The 15702-nt window shown below is 59.8% G+C and carries 17 protein-coding genes; 11 read left to right on the top strand and 6 right to left on the bottom strand.

What is annotated here, in order from left to right; translation table 11 throughout:
- The first annotated feature begins 220 nt into the window (after positions 1-220).
- The 11 genes from GSVR_RS13590 (at position 221) to GSVR_RS13640 (ending at position 12061) form a co-directional block, all read left to right on the top strand.
- A complete protein-coding gene (locus GSVR_RS13590) occupies positions 221-1210 on the top strand; it encodes a hypothetical protein (protein ID WP_173202380.1) in 990 nt (329 codons plus the stop codon).
- A 257-nt stretch (positions 1211-1467) separates the two neighbouring features.
- Positions 1468-2859 carry a sigma-54-dependent Fis family transcriptional regulator gene (locus tag GSVR_RS13595; protein WP_173202381.1) on the top strand — a complete coding sequence of 464 codons (1392 nt, stop codon included), beginning with the start codon at positions 1468-1470 and terminating at the stop codon, positions 2857-2859.
- Positions 2860-3017: 158 nt separating this feature from the next.
- The gene (gene nrfH / locus GSVR_RS13600; RefSeq protein WP_173202382.1) at positions 3018-3482 is read left to right on the top strand and encodes a cytochrome c nitrite reductase small subunit; all 465 of its coding nucleotides are present in this window, start codon (positions 3018-3020) and stop codon (positions 3480-3482) included.
- A gap of 135 nt (positions 3483-3617) precedes the next feature.
- The gene (locus tag GSVR_RS13605) at positions 3618-5069 is read left to right on the top strand and encodes an ammonia-forming cytochrome c nitrite reductase subunit c552 (protein ID WP_173202383.1); all 1452 of its coding nucleotides are present in this window, start codon (positions 3618-3620) and stop codon (positions 5067-5069) included.
- A 189-nt stretch (positions 5070-5258) separates the two neighbouring features.
- Entirely contained in the window at positions 5259-6266 is a 1008-nt protein-coding gene (locus GSVR_RS13610; RefSeq protein WP_173202384.1) for a 4Fe-4S binding protein, read from the top strand.
- Between the two features lie 46 nt (positions 6267-6312).
- Positions 6313-6855, top strand: coding sequence for an HPP family protein (locus tag GSVR_RS13615; RefSeq protein WP_173202385.1), 543 nt, complete (start codon positions 6313-6315; stop codon positions 6853-6855).
- Between the two features lie 162 nt (positions 6856-7017).
- Entirely contained in the window at positions 7018-7437 is a 420-nt protein-coding gene (locus GSVR_RS13620) for a low affinity iron permease family protein (RefSeq protein WP_173202386.1), read from the top strand.
- A 25-nt stretch (positions 7438-7462) separates the two neighbouring features.
- Positions 7463-8233, top strand: a complete 771-nt coding sequence (locus GSVR_RS13625) for an NRDE family protein (RefSeq protein ID WP_173202387.1) — start codon at positions 7463-7465, stop codon at positions 8231-8233.
- A 199-nt stretch (positions 8234-8432) separates the two neighbouring features.
- Positions 8433-9491: an HD-GYP domain-containing protein gene (locus GSVR_RS13630; protein WP_173202388.1), complete on the top strand. Its 1059-nt coding sequence runs from the start codon at positions 8433-8435 to the stop codon at positions 9489-9491.
- A 203-nt stretch (positions 9492-9694) separates the two neighbouring features.
- On the top strand, positions 9695-11254 hold the full coding sequence (locus GSVR_RS13635; protein WP_173202389.1) for an aspartate:alanine exchanger family transporter: 1560 nt from the start codon (positions 9695-9697) through the stop codon (positions 11252-11254).
- 36 nt (positions 11255-11290) lie between these two features.
- Positions 11291-12061, top strand: coding sequence for a class I SAM-dependent methyltransferase (locus tag GSVR_RS13640; protein ID WP_203978674.1), 771 nt, complete (start codon positions 11291-11293; stop codon positions 12059-12061).
- Between the two features lie 87 nt (positions 12062-12148).
- Here the strand turns inward: GSVR_RS13640 and GSVR_RS13645 are convergent, their stop codons facing one another.
- The 6 genes from GSVR_RS13645 to GSVR_RS13670 form a co-directional block, all read right to left on the bottom strand.
- On the bottom strand, positions 12149-12682 hold the full coding sequence (locus tag GSVR_RS13645) for a hypothetical protein (RefSeq protein ID WP_173202390.1): 534 nt from the start codon (positions 12680-12682) through the stop codon (positions 12149-12151).
- A gap of 122 nt (positions 12683-12804) precedes the next feature.
- Entirely contained in the window at positions 12805-13449 is a 645-nt protein-coding gene (locus GSVR_RS13650; protein WP_173202391.1) for a cytochrome b/b6 domain-containing protein, read from the bottom strand.
- Between the two features lie 13 nt (positions 13450-13462).
- Complete coding sequence (locus GSVR_RS13655; protein WP_239077334.1) at positions 13463-14542, bottom strand: cytochrome c3 family protein; 1080 nt, start codon at positions 14540-14542, stop codon at positions 13463-13465.
- A gap of 76 nt (positions 14543-14618) precedes the next feature.
- Positions 14619-14855: a hypothetical protein gene (locus GSVR_RS13660; RefSeq protein WP_173202392.1), complete on the bottom strand. Its 237-nt coding sequence runs from the start codon at positions 14853-14855 to the stop codon at positions 14619-14621.
- Positions 14856-14950: 95 nt separating this feature from the next.
- A complete protein-coding gene (locus GSVR_RS13665; protein WP_173202393.1) occupies positions 14951-15292 on the bottom strand; it encodes a response regulator in 342 nt (113 codons plus the stop codon).
- Between the two features lie 29 nt (positions 15293-15321).
- Complete coding sequence (locus tag GSVR_RS13670) at positions 15322-15600, bottom strand: hypothetical protein (RefSeq protein ID WP_173202394.1); 279 nt, start codon at positions 15598-15600, stop codon at positions 15322-15324.
- Positions 15601-15702: the final 102 nt, after the last annotated feature.

Consider the following 15702-nt stretch of genomic DNA (forward strand, 5'->3'; position numbering starts at 1 on the left):
TATTGCTATTAGCGAACATACGCTCTCATGTTTTCTGGACTTCTGGACCGATAAGCCATTCCCGCCAAATATTTTCAGCGAGATACGCAGAAATTAATAGGACAAGTCAATTACAAATCAATAATACAAGAACGATCAGCCGGAAAAACCAAGGCTTTTTTGCCTCAAGCGGTTGCAACTCCGGTTGACGCCGTTCTTTTCATCATGGTATGTGGTAAGCATGTTGTCCCGTACCAGGAAACTCCTGCCCGATTACAAGACCAACCCCTCCTCCCTGCTCCTGCTCATCACATGGACGGCAGGCGCCTCGATCGCCATTATCCTGACCCTCTACGGCCTCACCATTCACCGGACCATTTCGGACGAAATAATCCGCGATGCCAAAGAGGCCTCGGTGAAGGTGTGCAACGCCCTGTTCGAGGACCAGAAAAACGAACTGATAACGCCGGGAACAGAGGGGGAGGCGAAGCTCCGGCTCGCTCCCGACGCTTTCAGACGGGTCGATCGCCACTACCGCAGGTTTCTGAGCAATTTCGAGATCCTCAAAATAAAGATATACGACTCCCAGAATACGATCATCTACAGCACCGATGCCAAAATCATCGGCAGGGGCGATTCCGGGAACAAGCTTCTGAACAGGGCCTTACGGGGGGAAGTACATTCCAAGCTCGTGAAAAAGGAGAAGATGCTGGACCTCTCGGATGAGGCCAGGTTCAATGTCGAGGTGGTGGAGACATACGTCCCCATAAAGGTCGGCAACAGGGTCATCGGCGCATTTGAAACCTACACGGATGTCGTTTCCTCCTACGAGCAGATCAGCCGCATCGTGCTGACATCGGTCCTGAGCCTTACGGTTATTCTTCTACTGGTCTTCGGCCTTTCGTACCTGATTATCAAAAAGGCGGTCGTTCTTCTCAAGACGGCGCAACAGGAACTTGCCGTCAAAGTCGTGCAGCTGGAAACGGCACTGTCGGAGGTGAAGAACCTCCAGGGCATCATCCCGATCTGCATGCACTGCAAGAAAATTCGCGATGACAAGGAAAGCTGGCATCAGCTGGAACAGTACATATCGCAGCATACCGAAGCCCATTTCAGCCACGGCATCTGCCCCGAGTGTTTCGCAGCGGAGATGCAGACCATCAAAAAACGGAAGTCCCTGGATACCGCCGACCGCACGGATACGACCGCACCATCCCCGGGCATGTCGTAGCAGTCTTTTACACCACGCCGGCCCCCATCCCATGCAGCCGATTGATGCCTGCATATCCCCATCTACCGGACGTACCGCACCGCTTCCGATTACCACTTCCTTCACACATTCTCCCATTGCTCCTGCTGCAGTACTTCACGGCAATCACGAACAAGCGCTCCGCAGAACCTCCCATCCTTGATTTCCGTCAAAAAACCACATCTGAATACCGGCTATGATCGTTGTTACCCCGAGGTTACACACGAGGAGAAACGATCATGGAGCCGCACGATTACCATAACGAGGGGGCCGTTTACCGGGCGATCCTTACCAGTATGGGCGAGGGGATCATCTTTGCCGACCACAACGACCGGATCGTCTGCGTCAACGCCGCTGCCGAGCAGATCCGGGGGGTCAAGGCCGCAAATTTTCTCGGCCGCGATCTTCTGGCTATCCACTCTCCGCCGGCCCGGGAACGGATCAGAGGTATCCTGGCCAGCCTGCGCAACGGCCTCATCCCCTCCCACACCCGCCCCCTGAAGGCCAGGGGCAGAATCTTCGAAAACAACTACTACCCGATCCGGAACGATCATGGCAGTTTCATTGGCACCGTGATGGTCAGCCGCGACATCACCGAGAAGGAGCAGTTGAAGGAGGAGAACTCCGTGCTGCGCGACCAGTTGATGAGCGAGCAGGGCTACGGAGGCATGATCGGCTACAGCCAGGCCATGCAGCCTGTCTTCCAGATCATCCGCGCCACCGCCCCTCTCGATTCGACCATCCTGATCAGCGGCGAAAGCGGCACCGGCAAGGAGCTGGTAGCCCGGGCCCTCCACCAGCAGAGCCGGCGCAGCGGCTGCCCGCTGGTCAAGCTCAACTGCGCGGCGCTTCCGGAAAGTCTCCTGGAATCGGAACTGTTCGGCTACGAAAAAGGGGCCTTCACCGGAGCGGTGCGGGAACGGAAAGGGAAATTCGAACAGGCCCAGCACGGAACGATCTTCCTCGACGAGATCGGCGAAATGCCCCTGGCTGCCCAGGCCAAACTCCTGCGTGTGCTGCAGGAGCGAACCATCGAGCGGGTCGGCGGCAACCGTGAGATACGGGTGGATGTGCGCGTGGTCGCAGCCACCAACCGCGATCTGCGTCACGAAGTGGCCCAGGGGCGCTTCCGCGAGGACCTGTTTTACCGCCTCAATGTGATTCCGCTCCAGCTCCCCCCGCTCAGGGAGCGGCGCGAGGACATCCTGCCCCTGACCGAGCTCTTCATGGCCACCTTTGCCGCGCAGATGGAGAAACCGCCCCTGACGCTGACCCCGGCCGCAAAACGGGCCCTGGTGGCCTACCATTATCCCGGCAACGTGCGCGAGCTGAAAAACGCCATCGAGCGGGCCGTAGCGCTCTGCGCCGGAAATCGGCTGGAGCTGACCGATCTTCCCCCTCAGTTTGTTGCCCCCTCCCCTTCCCCCCGTGTGCCCCTGCCGCATCCCAGCCGCATGTCCCGGCAGGCGGAACTGGCCACCACCCTTACCGACTTCGAAGCCGGTCTGATCGACGAAGCCCTGGCAGCAGCCGGACAGTGCAAGAGCGAGGCGGCCCGGCTGCTCGGCATCTCCCGCAAAACGCTCTGGAAAAAGATCAAACAGCGCGAAGCGATGACAGCTCCCGCGTAACGTCACCGGAGAGTAACACCCCGTTACCGCAGCCTCCCGCCGGGCTTCCTCCCTGCCCTCATCATTCCGCAAAAACAGCAGCTTATCTCCGCGAGGCTGTTGGTACGCATTCTGCGATAGGCAGTGGCGAAACGTACCACCAGCATCAGGGAGACAGCATGCAACTCTTGTCGAAAAGACGGCCGATGGCGATCATCCTGGCACTGGTCCTGCTGACCGGCGCCATCACCCTTTTCATGGCCTTCGGCCCTCCCCGGCTTCTGGCCAAATCCGAGGCACCCGAATTCTGCGGCGGCTGCCACGTCATGGGCGAGCAGTACACCGCCTGGAGCCACGCCGGAGCCCATCGCCGGCTCACGTGCGTCGATTGCCATCTTCCCAACGGCAATCCGCTCGAACACTACGTCTGGAAGGGAATCGACGGCATGAAGGATGTGGTTTCGTTCCACACCGGCCTGATTCCCGAGCGGATCGAACTGTCGCAGCACGGGAAGCGGGTCCTGCAGGCCAATTGCATCCGCTGCCATGGGGCAACCGTGGCGCAGATGGATACGACCCGGCAATGTTGGGGCTGCCACCGGCAACTGCGGCACCGCCTGACCGGCAGCATCGCTACCCGTTGAAACGAAGCGTCGGCCCTGCTGTGCTACACAGTGCGGCCACGGCTCTCTCAGATCCTCTCTAAAGAATGTCGCCGATTCAGATATGCAGGAACGGATTTCCATCCGATAACCGAAAACAAGGAAAGGGAAAGAATCATGAGGATGAACAGGTACTATCGCTGGACGTTGGCGGCCTTGCTGGCCGTGGCCGGAGCGGCCGGCTGCGCGCCGAAGAAGGTGGAGCAGGTCGAAACGACGCAGATTGCCGATGGTGAGATCGATCCCAAGGCATGGGGCAAGGCCTTTCCGGTGGAGTATGAGCTCTGGCGGAAAACCGGCGAACCGACGCCGGCCGGCAAGAGCAGGTATAAGCGGGGCTATGACGAGGGGAAGGAACAGCCGGACAAGCTGGATGAGTACCCGTTTCTGGCGCTCTTGTACAATGGCTGGGGTTTCGGCGTGGAATACCGGGAGCCGCGGGGGCACCAGTTCATGATAAAGGACCAGCTCGAAGTCGATCCGGGGCGGGTCAAGGCAGGAGGCTCCTGCCTTACCTGCAAAACTCCCTATGCCCCGATCCTCCAGGGCAAGATGGGCCAGGAATACTTCTCCAAGCCGTACAAGGAGGTCCTCGACATGATCCCCAAGGAACACCAGACCCTGGGGGTGGCCTGCATCGACTGCCACAGCAACCGCGACATGGCGCTCAAAATCTCCCGCGGTTTCACCTTGGGCAAGGGGCTGGAAAAACTGGGCATGGATGAGACCAAGCTTACCCAGCAGGATATGCGTTCCCTGGTCTGCGCCCAGTGCCACGTCACGTACAGCATTCCCAAGGATGCCGGGATGAAGTCCACCGATGTCTTCTTCCCTTGGGAAGGGAGCCAGTGGGGCAAAATCACCATCGAGAACATCATCAAAAAACTGCGCAGCACGCCGCAGAGCAAGGAGTGGACCCAGAGTGTGACCGGATTCAAGATGGCCTTCATCCGGCACCCGGAATTCGAACTGTTCTCCAACAATAGTGTCCACTGGCAGGCGGGCGTTGCCTGCTCCGACTGCCACATGCCCTACACCAAGGTGGGCAGCAAAAAGGCTTCGGACCACCGCATCATGAGCCCCCTGAAGAACGACCTCAAGGCATGCCAGCAGTGCCATGCCGAAACGCCCGAATGGCTGCGCAACCAGGTCTATGCAATCCAGGACAGGACCACGTCGACCTTTATCCGGGCCGGTTACGCCACCGCCACCGTGGCAAAGCTGTTTGAGCTGACCCACAAGGAACAGGCGGCCGGCAAGGTCATCGACAGAACACTCTATGACCAAGCCAAGGACCACTACGAGGAGGCCTTCTACCGGGTGGTGTTCATCGGCGCCGAAAACTCCACCGGCTTCCACAATCTCACCGAGGCCCTGCGGGTGCTCGGGGATGCCGCCAGCCATGCCGGCAAGGCCGAGGCTTACCTGCGTCAGGCTTTGGCAGCGGCAGGAGTGACGGTGCCGATGAAGGTGGATCTCGAGCTTGCCAAGTATCTCAACAACCGCGGTGTCAAGAAGCTCATGTTCAAACCGGAGCATGAGATCAAGGACCCGCTAGCCGGCAAGTAGCCGGGCAGAATTCATTCTCCCACACCTCAAATGCAATGGAACGCGGATCAAATCTGATCGAACGGATTAGCGCGGATCAGATTTCAAAATATGCATCAATATGTGTCAATACGAATCAATCGATGTCAATACAGGTCATCCGCGTTCCATTGCATTTCGCGGTTTACTATTCAATTCAGGATCAACGTTATGAAGAGAGCGAGTCGTTCCAACCAGTTTGTCGTTGCGCGCCTGATCGTTCAATGGGGTTTTCTGGCCGGGGTGATCGTCATCGGCGTCCGTTTCGGCAGGTTTGTCCGCCACTTCGAAAGCAGCGGTGCTGCCCCGTTTGTTGCCCGGTCGCCGGGGGTGGAAGGGTTTCTTCCCATCGGTGCCCTGGCCAGCCTGAAGCACTGGCTGGTTTCCGGAGAGATCAACCCGGTCCACCCGGCCGCGCTGATGATTTTCCTGACGATTGTGGTCATGAGCCTGCTGACCAAGAAGTCGTTCTGCTCCTGGCTCTGCCCGGTGGGCACGCTTTCCGAGGGCGCCTGGAAACTGGGCATACGGCTCTGCGGCCGTAACTTTCGCGTGTGGAAGTGGCTCGATATCCCCTTGCGGGGGCTCAAGTATCTGATGCTGATCTTTTTCGTGAAGATCATCCTGATCGATATGGCGCCGCCCGCTTTGGCGGAGTTCCTGGCAGCTCCTTACTGGGCGGTCAGCGACGTCAAGATGCTGCGTTTCTTCAGCCACCCCTCGCCCACCAGCGTGGCCGTGCTCACCCTGCTGGGCTGCTTTTCCCTGCTCTACAGGAATGCCTGGTGCCGCTATCTCTGCCCCTACGGCGCCCTGCTGGGGATCGTGAGCGTGCTGAGCCCCTTCACGATCCGGCGCGACACTGCCGGTTGTACCGGCTGCCGCCGCTGTTCCGTCGCCTGCCCGGCAAGCCTTCCGGTCCACTCCCGCACAACCATCCGTTCCCCAGAGTGCACCGGTTGTCTCACCTGCGTGTCCAACTGTCCTGAAAGCGGCGTCCTGCGGATGGATCTGCCTTTCCGGCGGCCCTCGGCCCCGGCCTGGCTCTTTCCCTGTCTGGTGGTGGCCCTGTTTGCAGCCGGCATCGGCTGCGCAATGCTCTCCGGGCATTGGGAGAGCGTGCTGAGCTATGACGACTACCGGCGGCTAATCCCCATGGTCCCGTACCTGAGCCACTGACATCAGGTGCAGGTGAACGTGGCTTGTTCATTGAATTAACACGTGTATGCAGGAGGAAAATCGAGTGCGCAGAAGGGTTAGACGTTTACCGGGAAAGATGAGGGGACGGCTCAGGGGACACCATGCTCCCCTGTCGCTCAAATACGCCCTGTGGGGTTTGATCAGCGGAACGGCATCGATCCTGGCCATTCTAACCGTAACGCACATGGCCGGCCATCCGCTCCTGATCGGTTCCTTCGGGGCATCGGCCGTGCTTCTGTTCGGCGCGGCGGAATCGCCGCTGGCGCAACCGCGCAACCTGCTGGGGGGACATCTGGTTTCCGCCCTGGTGGCCGTGGCCGTTGTCGCGCTGGGCGCCACCGGGATGCTGGCCATTTCCCTGGCAGTCGGCCTTTCCATCTTCCTGATGTACCTGACCCGCACCGTCCATCCCCCCGGCGGGGCAACCGCCCTGATCGGGGTACAGGGGCACGCCGGTCTCTTTTTCATTCTCATCCCGGTCCTGGCAGGAGTGCTGATTCTCCTGGCAACCGCGCTTCTGACCAATAATATCGTCCATCACCGGCAGTATCCCCGGCACTGGCTATGATCCGGAACAAATGCGGGCTCCGGCTCCATGAGGCAGTGCGACGCTCCTTCCGGGTGGAAGCTTGAACATCTCCGCTGCAAGAGCTATGATTGACGGTGTCGGGCATCTTTCCCGGCACAGGCCCCGGATTGGAAAGCGCCCGAAAACGGAGACGACACTGACATGAGGCCGACCAAATCGAATTCCCTGTTTACCAGATTTGCGAAATGGACCGCCAGGATGGCCGGCAGGCCGATCTCGTTCAACCTGGCTGTGGCACTGATCGCGGGATGGGCGATCACCGGACCCTTGTTCGGATTCAGCGATACCTGGCAACTGGTGATCAACACCGGCACCACCATCGTCACCTTTCTGATGGTATTCCTGATCCAGAACACCCAAAACCGAGATTCCGAAGCCATCCAGGTCAAGCTGGACGAACTGATCCGCGCCAACAGCGACACCCATAATGCGCTGCTCGATCTGGAGGAACTGGAAGAAGAGGAACTGGACCGCATACGCCTGAAGTACGAGAAACTTGCCGAAAAGGCACGGGCGGAGCTCAGGAGAGGCAACAGCGACAAGGGAAAGCCGGAAGCATGAGCCGACAGGGCCCCACGGAATTACGATGTGTCTGATAGTCTTTGCCAATGACTGCCATTCCGCCTACCGCCTGATCCTGGGCGCCAATCGGGACGAATACCGGAACCGGCCGGCCGAAGCCGCCTCGTTCTGGAGCGATGCTCCGCACCTGCTGGCAGGCCGCGACCTGCAGGCCGGCGGTACGTGGCTGGGAATGACGACCGGCGGAAAACTGGCGGCTGTCACCAACTACCGCGATCCCCGCCAGCAGATCACCCATCCCCGCTCCCGGGGGGGACTGGTGGCGGATTACCTGCTGGACCGTGCAATGACGCCCCGGGACCTGACCACGACCCTCAGCCGGGACGGCGACCGCTACGACGGCTTCAACCTGCTGTACGGCACCTGCGATGAGCTGCATTACTTCACCAACCGCGGCGGCTCGTCCGGTCCCGTCCGGCCGGGCATACACGCCCTCTCCAATCACCTGCTCGATACCCGCTGGCCCAAGGTGGCCGCAGCCAGGGAACGCCTGGAGCACTTGCTGCAGCGGGACACGGTGGATCCGGAGGAGATGTTTTCGATGCTCTCGGATCCCACCCCCTTTGCCGATGCGCAGTTACCCGATACCGGCATCGGACTGGAGCGGGAGCGCCTGCTGTCCCCCCTCTTCATCAACGGCACAGACTACGGAACCCGCTGCACGACGCTCCTGCTGGTCGACCGGGACGGTCACGCGCAGTTCCTGGAACGTGTCTTCTCCCCTTCCGGCCAGGCTGCGTCGACACAGCGTTTCAGCTTCCGGATCCGGCCATAGCCCCGCCCTTCCGAAAACCATACATTTGAACTTCGCTCCGGACAAACTTCAAAAAATCCCAATAAAAGAGATGACAAGCCGTAACTTTGTGTTATAATTGCCTCCTTTTTTTCCGCCCCCTCCCTGCGGGAGGGTTCCGCGTTTTTACCGGTGCGCCGCGATAGCGGCACAGGCACCATCACTCGATCAAGGATAAGAGATGAGCGACTGTTTCTGGCGGCCGATCAGCGTTGACTGTGTGGATCCGGTCTGTTTTCCCGACGTGGCTGTGTACCTCAAGCGGGGAGGCAACTATGTGCTCTACAAGGACAAGGAAAGGGGTTTCACCCAAGACGACCTGCGTCGCCTGGAGACCACCTTCACTGAATTTCTCTATGTCAGGAGCAGCGACATGGAGGAGATCAACAGCTACATGGAGAAAAACCTGGCCGACATACTCGCCAGCACGAATGTGAGCGGCGCTGCCAAGGGCAGGATTCTCTACCAGACCTCCGTCAACCATGTCATCAATCTCTTCGAATCCCCGGAAATGGCCGCCAATCTCGAGCGCTGCCGCAAACTGATCCGCCACATGATCGAATATGTGGCTAACGAGCCCCATGCGCTGGAGCCGCTGCAGTCCATCGCTGCCCACAACTTTTACATCTTCGCCCACAGCGTGCAGGTGGCTGCCCTGAACCTGCTTGTCCACGAAAAACTGTTCCAGATAAGTCCCGACGAAATGACCGACGTGGGAATCGGCTCGCTTCTGCACGACTTCGGCATGATTTTCATATCCGATCAGATCCTCGAAAAGCCCGATGCCCTGTCCGAAGTCGAGTACTACAAGGTAAAGGAGCACGCGCAGAAAGGCTACGAGTACCTGAAGCAGACCGGTCTCTTCAGCGACGTGGCCCTCACCATCGTCCGCCATCACCACGAACGCCATGACGGCAACGGCTACCCCACCGGAATAAAGGGAAGCGTCATTCCCCGCAGCGCCCAGCTTTCTGCCATCTGCGACGTTTACAGCGCCCTGACCACGGATCGGCCGTTCCGCAAAGCCTCCACGTCCGGCGAGGCGCTCAGGATAATGCGAGAAGAAGCCAAGTCAGGATTTTTCAACTACGAGCTTTTTGATAAATTCGAAGACCTCATCGTTACCTTGAAAGGCGTATCGAACCAGGAACGCGACCAGCTTCTGGCGTCAAGACCCACTTCCGGCCGCGTGGAAATCATTCTCAGAAGCCCGGATGTGCGCTACCTGATCCCCTCCTGAATCCTGCTGCGGCTCCCCCTGGCCGGGAACCGCGGCAGGCCGCATTGCCGGCACCCCGCTCTCCCCCCGTTCCACCGAATACCCCCATCGTCTTCTTCCCCATTTGACCCATCCCGTATATCTGGAACAATATCTAGGTAGTTCCGTCCGGAAACTCCGGATGGGAAACAAGCGTTTTCCAGTCCGCCCCGACGGGAGAATTCATGCTCAAAAGCCCGTTGCTGCTCGTCTGCCTGGCCATCGGCTGCGGTGCCCTGCTCGGCAGCGTCTCGATCAGAAAGATATCGCTGGGGGTTGCCGGAGTGCTCTTTGCCGGCATCCTGTGGGGCTACGTCGCGCCGGGGGTCAGCCCGCCGGATGTGCTGGCCACCTTTGGCCTAGCCCTTTTCGTGTATGCCATCGGCCTCTCTTCCAGCGATTTACTGTTCGACATCTGGTCCCATGGCGGCTGGCGTTTCCTGCTGATACCGCCGGTTGCCGTGGGGATCGCCTTCGCTGTTCTCCTGCTGGCCTCGCGTATGCTCGATATGCCTTCCAGCACCGCATCGGGCATCTTTGCCGGGGCTCTGACCAACACCCCCTCCCTGGCCGCCGCTACCACCGTCCTCGGAAAACGGGGAGCCGAAGCGACCTTGGCGTATGCCACCACCTATCCGCTGGGGGTCCTGATCCCGATCCTGATGCTGGCATGGCCATTCAGACACGAAACGCCCCTTTCAGGAGACAAACTGGCAAGCGCAGCCATCGCGGTGGGCACTGTCCGGGAGCCGGGCGAGGCAATCGACGGCCTGCTGGAACGTCACTCGCTGACGGTGCGCTTCGGCCGCTGCGTTCGGGAAGGAGAACATTTCGCCCTGTCAGGCTATTCGGTCATCAAAAACGGAGACATCGTAACCGTGGTCGGATTGGCGGATGACGTGCGCCGGGCCGTCGAAGCGCTCGGCTCGGAGCATCGCGGCGACCTCCGGAGCGACAGGAGCCAGCTCGATTACCGGCGCATTTTCGCCTCCAGCCCGGCCGTATGCGGCAAAACCCTGGATGAGATCGGGATATTCCGCAACTTTGAAGGCATCGTAACGAGAATCAGACGCGGCGACCGCGATTTCATTCCGACGGCGAGAACCACCATCCTGCCGGGGGACCGCCTGCGGGTGGTGGCGCCGCGCGAGAGGCTTTCGGAGATCACGGAATATGTCGGGGACTCCTATCAGGAGGCGAGCGAATTCAACATCCTGACCTTCGGCCTCGGCCTTGCCATGGGCATCGGCCTGGGAACCGTGGACATCAGCCTTCCGATGGGGTTGGGGATGTTCGAGATCGGTCCGGTGGCAGGTTGCCTGATAGTGGGGCTGATCCTGGGGGCACTGGGCCGGACCGGTCCGCTGACCTGGCACATGCCGTACGGCACCTCGATTTCATTGCGCCAGTTGGGCCTGGTCCTCTTTCTGGCATGCTCCGGCATCAAGGCGGGCAGCCAGTTGCACACGGCACCCGTCGACCTCTCCACCCTGCTCGTGGGCGCCGGCATCACGACGGTGGCCTGCCTGGCAACGGTCGCCATGGGCCTGGCAATAGCCGGCACATCCTGGCCGTTCATCGGCGGCATTCTGGCGGGAATTCAGACGCAGACGGCGGTGCTCGGCTTTGCCGTTGAACACTGCGGCAACGAACGGGTCGAGGCAGGCTATGCCGAGGCATATACGCTCAGCATGCTGCTGAAGATACTGCTGGTCCAGATCCTGCTGCTGGTCATGAAATCCTGACGCAGCGGCGACCGCGGCCTTGCCGGAGCTTTTCACATGAATACGGAACAGACCATGAACGGATCTTCTCCCCACCGTCAGGCATCGGCATCTGCCCCGCAGACAGGGGAAACTGCCCCGGACTTCTATGATCTGCTGTGGTCGCAGTCCCCTCTGATTCCCCCCCATCGTTTCAATACCTGGCCGCTGATTTCCCGATTGCTGTCCTCTGCGCCGCAGCGGCTGGAGCTCGGCCCGGGCCTGCGCCCCCGCCTGCCGATCTCCGGCACCCATTTTGTGGACGCCAGCCCGGTGGTGATCGAACGGTTGCGTGCAGCAGGCGGCATCGCCCTCTGTGGCGACATAACCGGGCTGCCTTTTCGGGAGGGCACCTTTCAACTGGTTGCCGCCTTTGACATCATCGAACATGTGCGGGATGACCGGCGCGCTTTGCACGAAATAAGCCGCCTGCTCATGCCGGGGGGCACTCTGGTGTTATCGGTTCCGATCCATGCCCGGCTATGGACCGGATTTGACGGATTTGCCGGCCACATGCGCCGGTACGAACCCGGAGAGCTGCCAGAGCTGCTGGTGATGCACGGCCTGACGATCGAAAGCAGCGCCGCCTATGGCATGCAGCCGGCAAATCCGCGCCTGCTGGAGCTGGGTGTATGGTGCCTCAGACATCGCAGGCGGGCGGCCATGTGGTGGTACAACCGGATCCTGATGCCGCTGGGTCTGTTTTTCCAAAAGCGGCTGGACTTTCGTGACGGCCTGATCGAAACGGATGGTGTCGACGAAGTGGTGCTGGTATGCCGGAAATGCTGAAATGAGTAACAGCCATATTAAAAAGGGCGGCCGGCGCCGCCCTTCGGGCATTCAACAGTTCGGTGACTGCACCGCCATGTTGAGGCGTTACCGGATCATTGATCCCGCTCCCCCGGTTTTACCCTCCATGGCCCGCGAGGTGTACTGGCTGAGGTGGTAGTGCTGCAATGCCAGCACAGCCAGACCGGAGATGAACACCACGTTCATGTGGCTGGCCAGGGCATCGGACACGAAGTACAGGACAAAGAAACTCAGCCGAAAGCAGAGATGATTCCAGGTGCTGCCGGGTCTGGCAGCATGATACAGGCGGCCGGAGATGACGATCAGCGAGCTGATGGTGGAAACTCCCAGCACGATGTCGATCAGCATCACCGGAGGACGGGGACCGAGCTGTTCCAGCAGATCGGCCGGCAGCAGACCGCCGAGGGTCTGGTCTCGAAAGCAGAGGGCCACGGCGCTGGCAACCAGGAAGATCAACAGCCCCCACAACCCCTGGCGGGACAGGACATGCAGCTCGTCCAGGCGGCTTCCGGCGGTTGATGATGCACCGTTGAGTCGATCTTCCTCGACGGACCTCCTCGAACGTTCCTTCCTCATTTTGTCGATGATCGTCGCTGACATGGCTCTCCTCCTTTCGACATCCTCGTACTGTGGAGAATCTGAAACCTCCCGCCGCTACGCCGGGAACATCACCTGTCGCCTATAAGTTTCGTCCGCATTCCCGACGCCGCGCCAGCCCATCCTCAATGCTTGGCGGTCTGGCCATGTTCCTCGACATCTTCCCAGCCGGTCCACATCGGCTTCCAGTATGCCAGCGGCGTCTTGCCGAGAGTGGCCAGATAGACATGGGTGAACAGGAAGGCGCACAGGCTGCAGGCCAGCAGGAAATGCGCCGCCACCAGAATCTTCAGGCCGCCGGCCAGCACCACCATTTCGCGCAGCGGTGCCACGTTCATCAGCAGGATACCGGTCAGGCTGACCAGCGGCACCAGCACGAACATGATCGCCAGGTAGGCCGACTTCTGCAGCGGGTTGAACTTGTTGTCCGGGGTGGCGTGGTGCGGATTGGGCACCCCGAAGAAGTAGGCGAAAAAGTAGAAGATCACCTGGCGGGGGAAAAGCTTCAGATCCGTCAGGGTCGGTATGTAGATCTTTTCCATCGTGTTGGATGCCAGCTTGTAGTAGAAGAACCAGATCGAGAACGACAGCGCCACGCAGATGCCGGCCGTGTTGTGCAGCATGATCGCGCCGCGGTAGCTGCCGAAGAGCGGGACATACTCCGGAAAGCGGATCTGGGCGCCGGTCAGACAGAGGGTGACGATACCGAGGGCGTTCAGCCAATGCCAGATGCGGACCGGGAGCGGTTGGAGATAGATTCTGGTTGTCATGGCGGTTGCTCCTTTATCTGTTTTTTCTCGTCAGAAAACGCAGGAAACCATGCCCCACCGGCATCACCAGGCCGCCGGCAATGATGGCCAGGCCGATCTTGTTCAGCGTCGTATTCCGTGCCGAGCCCATCAGATAGAAATCCGGGATGGTGTGCAGGGCATCCAGCACCGCCCCCCGCTCAACCGACATGGCTGCATAGGTCCCGTCCGGCTTGGGCAGCGTCAGGTAACTGGTCTGCATGATCTCCGGGCCCGAGGCATGGCAGAAGGTACAGTTCCAGCGGTCGTCAAAGGTCTGGAAAGTATGGGTCGGGTTGAGCGGGACGATCATGCCGCGCAGGTACAGTTCCTTGTTGTCAGGGTTGAGGTTGAAGCGGCGCAGTTCGTCCAGCGAAATGTAATTGTCGTGGTTGCGGTCGATCAGGGCCTGCAGTTCGCCGCTGCCCGCCTTGGTGGCCAATTCCGCATAACTGGCGGTCCGGATCGCTTCACCCTCATCTTTGTCGCGGTGCTTGGCGATGTAGATGGAGACCACAAAACTGGCGGCCTTGCTGTGGCAGGCGACACAGGCGATCGATTCCATGTGGAGCCCGGCCTGGGGCAGCCAGCGGGAATGGCTGGTGATGATTTTCTGTTTTGTATGGCAGTTGGCGCACTGGCGGTTCAAATCGTCTCCCGAGACCTGCTCGGGCCTGACCGCCTGATGGGGATTGTGGCAGCCGCCGCAGGCGGCCTTTCCGGCATGCGCGCTCTTTCCGTATTCGACAGCCACCGTATCGTGGCAGTCGCGGCAGGTGGTGGTATGGGCCACGGATCTGCCGTCGGGGTGGCTCGCGCTGACTCCGTCGTGGCACGATCGGCAGCCGAAACGGGCATGGGTGGTGTGGCTGAAGCGATCCTGATCGACATAGGTGCGTTTATCGACCTTGGAGCGGTCGCCGTGACACTTCAGGCAGTCGTCGTTCTTGGTGCCGACTTCGCCGTAGGAAAAGCCGGCGCCTGCTGCAGGCAGGGAGAGGAGCAGTCCCAAGAACAGGCCCGCCACCAGGGTGAAACATGCATGCTGTAGCTGGATGCGGATTCCGTGATTCACGATTGACCTCCTTTCGATATGATGGCTGGCCTCCGAAGGGGTGGGAAGCCGGCTGCTTCCGATACGGCGAAACCGGCTAGTGCGTCTGCTTTTCCTGGGCAGCCTGGTCGGCGATGTGTGTTTCCCGCTTCCTGCCTGCCCTTCTCAGCAGGGGAACAATCTGGGCCGTTACGATCAGGGCACAGAAGCCGATGAATATCCAGACCCCCAGATCGTTGGGAGCGGCCCGGTTCTCTGCCGCAAAGGCCTGGAGGGGCGTTCCGGCCGCCGTCAGTATCCATGCTGCCATTGTCGTTTTTCCGTTGACTGACATTGTGTAGCCTCCTTTCACAGGGATATTCCGTCTTTATCAATCGGTTTCATCTTGTGTCAGAGTGGATCAATAAATATCATACTGAATGCAACAACCTATTCCTGACCACACTGGAGCACCGGCCGAAGTGCATGATAGAAAACCCCTTCCCGGCGCACACGGCGTACCATCGGCAGCGAGGCTTCATCCGACACAAGCACCACTGCCAGGTGGCGGTTGCACTTCTTCAGCAGCTTCACCAGCTCCACCAGTCCCACCTGCCGGTCGAAATCGCTCCCCAGAAGCAGCACCGGCGTCTGTTTCTTGACGATGTTGCAGAGCACCTGGGCCGTGGATTCGGTGGTTTCCACCTGATAACCGGCATCCGCCAGGTGCTCGGCAACCTCCCGCAGGAAAGCGGTATCCTTGTCTGCCACCAGTAAACTCTGCTCTTTCATGGCGATCCTCGCTTCAACGGGCTGATCCGTTATCGCTTGTCGGGATGTTCGGCAGAGGCTTCCGCGGTTTCGTTTCCGCGTCCGATCCTGAAAATGCCCTTGAGCATTGCTGCCAGAAGGAGCAGGCCCGGAACGATCTGCAGCGTGATGATGGCTCCGAAGAAGATCAGGAAGAGCTTGGACATCAACTCGCCATCGTTGGGCGCGCTGTTGACCAGGGCGAATGCCGCCGTTCCTGCCACGACCAATGCCACTATCAGGGTATTGGCGATCCTGTCCGTGATACGTTTGACATTCCTGGCTTCCATGGCTGTCTCCTTTCATTTGTGGCGGTGATGAGCCTTTGCCTTCATAGGAGCAAGAGCGATACCAAAACCACAAGTCCTTTAAATTACAAATACTTATACACA

The sequence above is a fragment of the Geobacter sp. SVR genome, from assembly GCF_016865365.1.
In the GTDB taxonomy this organism is placed as follows: Bacteria; Desulfobacterota; Desulfuromonadia; order Geobacterales; family Pseudopelobacteraceae; genus Pelotalea.

What these genes read in the sequence shown, in the direction of transcription:
- GSVR_RS13590 (WP_173202380.1), top strand. Translation starts at nt 221, where the DNA reads ATGTTGTCCCGTACCAGGAAACTCCTGCCCGATTACAAGACCAACCCC.
- GSVR_RS13595 (WP_173202381.1), top strand. Translation starts at nt 1,468, where the DNA reads ATGGAGCCGCACGATTACCATAACGAGGGGGCCGTTTACCGGGCGATC.
- nrfH (WP_173202382.1), top strand. Translation starts at nt 3,018, where the DNA reads ATGCAACTCTTGTCGAAAAGACGGCCGATGGCGATCATCCTGGCACTG.
- GSVR_RS13605 (WP_173202383.1), top strand. Translation starts at nt 3,618, where the DNA reads ATGAGGATGAACAGGTACTATCGCTGGACGTTGGCGGCCTTGCTGGCC.
- GSVR_RS13610 (WP_173202384.1), top strand. Translation starts at nt 5,259, where the DNA reads ATGAAGAGAGCGAGTCGTTCCAACCAGTTTGTCGTTGCGCGCCTGATC.
- GSVR_RS13615 (WP_173202385.1), top strand. Translation starts at nt 6,313, where the DNA reads ATGCAGGAGGAAAATCGAGTGCGCAGAAGGGTTAGACGTTTACCGGGA.
- GSVR_RS13620 (WP_173202386.1), top strand. Translation starts at nt 7,018, where the DNA reads ATGAGGCCGACCAAATCGAATTCCCTGTTTACCAGATTTGCGAAATGG.
- GSVR_RS13625 (WP_173202387.1), top strand. Translation starts at nt 7,463, where the DNA reads ATGTGTCTGATAGTCTTTGCCAATGACTGCCATTCCGCCTACCGCCTG.
- GSVR_RS13630 (WP_173202388.1), top strand. Translation starts at nt 8,433, where the DNA reads ATGAGCGACTGTTTCTGGCGGCCGATCAGCGTTGACTGTGTGGATCCG.
- GSVR_RS13635 (WP_173202389.1), top strand. Translation starts at nt 9,695, where the DNA reads ATGCTCAAAAGCCCGTTGCTGCTCGTCTGCCTGGCCATCGGCTGCGGT.
- GSVR_RS13640 (WP_203978674.1), top strand. Translation starts at nt 11,291, where the DNA reads ATGAATACGGAACAGACCATGAACGGATCTTCTCCCCACCGTCAGGCA.
- GSVR_RS13645 (WP_173202390.1), bottom strand. Translation starts at nt 12,682, where the DNA reads ATGTCAGCGACGATCATCGACAAAATGAGGAAGGAACGTTCGAGGAGG.
- GSVR_RS13650 (WP_173202391.1), bottom strand. Translation starts at nt 13,449, where the DNA reads ATGACAACCAGAATCTATCTCCAACCGCTCCCGGTCCGCATCTGGCAT.
- GSVR_RS13660 (WP_173202392.1), bottom strand. Translation starts at nt 14,855, where the DNA reads ATGTCAGTCAACGGAAAAACGACAATGGCAGCATGGATACTGACGGCG.
- GSVR_RS13665 (WP_173202393.1), bottom strand. Translation starts at nt 15,292, where the DNA reads ATGAAAGAGCAGAGTTTACTGGTGGCAGACAAGGATACCGCTTTCCTG.
- GSVR_RS13670 (WP_173202394.1), bottom strand. Translation starts at nt 15,600, where the DNA reads ATGGAAGCCAGGAATGTCAAACGTATCACGGACAGGATCGCCAATACC.